Here is a 540-nt window from a genome sequence, read left to right on the forward strand (position 1 = left end):
CGTCAGGCTCGTCATCAAATGTCATGGTTTCGCTTTCGCGGACGGTCACAGGGCGTTGGCGCCATTGACCGCCGAAGAACCATGCTCCGGTTCCAGTCTTCGATTGCATGTCATCGTCGATCGCTTCACCCGGCGCCCATTCGCCCCATTGCTTGAAAAAATAGGCGGTCTCGGACATGGCGCATTGGTCGCGCAGGGACCGGAACCAATCGGGATGCGATGGCCGCGCGTTGGGGCCGCTCTCGCCGCCGGTGATGATCTGATCGAGCGGGCGAAGTGTCTCCAGTCCCGGCGCAAAATGCCCGCGCGCAAGGAAGCCGGCGGCGATCTCTATAGGGCTTCCGAGCGCCCACCTGACGTCGAGCGGGCTGAGCAACGGCTCGGCTGAAATGAACCGCTTGGCTGCTGGCGTCGCCAGCAAGTCAGGAATTCGCTCATCGGCGCGCGCCTGGTCCTCGGCAGTGACGCCAAGCCAGACGTTCGGGAGAGGCCAAGCTTTCAGTGCGCCCGGGTTGATATCTGTCGCCTTGATGATGCAGC

1 protein-coding gene is annotated in these 540 nt (G+C 62.8%); it reads right to left on the bottom strand.

Features of this window, described 5'->3' with window-relative positions:
• Positions 1-540, bottom strand: a 540-nt coding sequence (locus tag CKO23_RS25130; RefSeq protein ID WP_200336325.1) for a DUF5131 family protein, incomplete at both ends; no start/stop codon positions are given.

This window comes from Thiocystis violacea (assembly GCF_016583565.1).
In the GTDB taxonomy this organism is placed as follows: Bacteria; Pseudomonadota; Gammaproteobacteria; order Chromatiales; family Chromatiaceae; genus Thiorhodococcus; species Thiorhodococcus violaceus_A.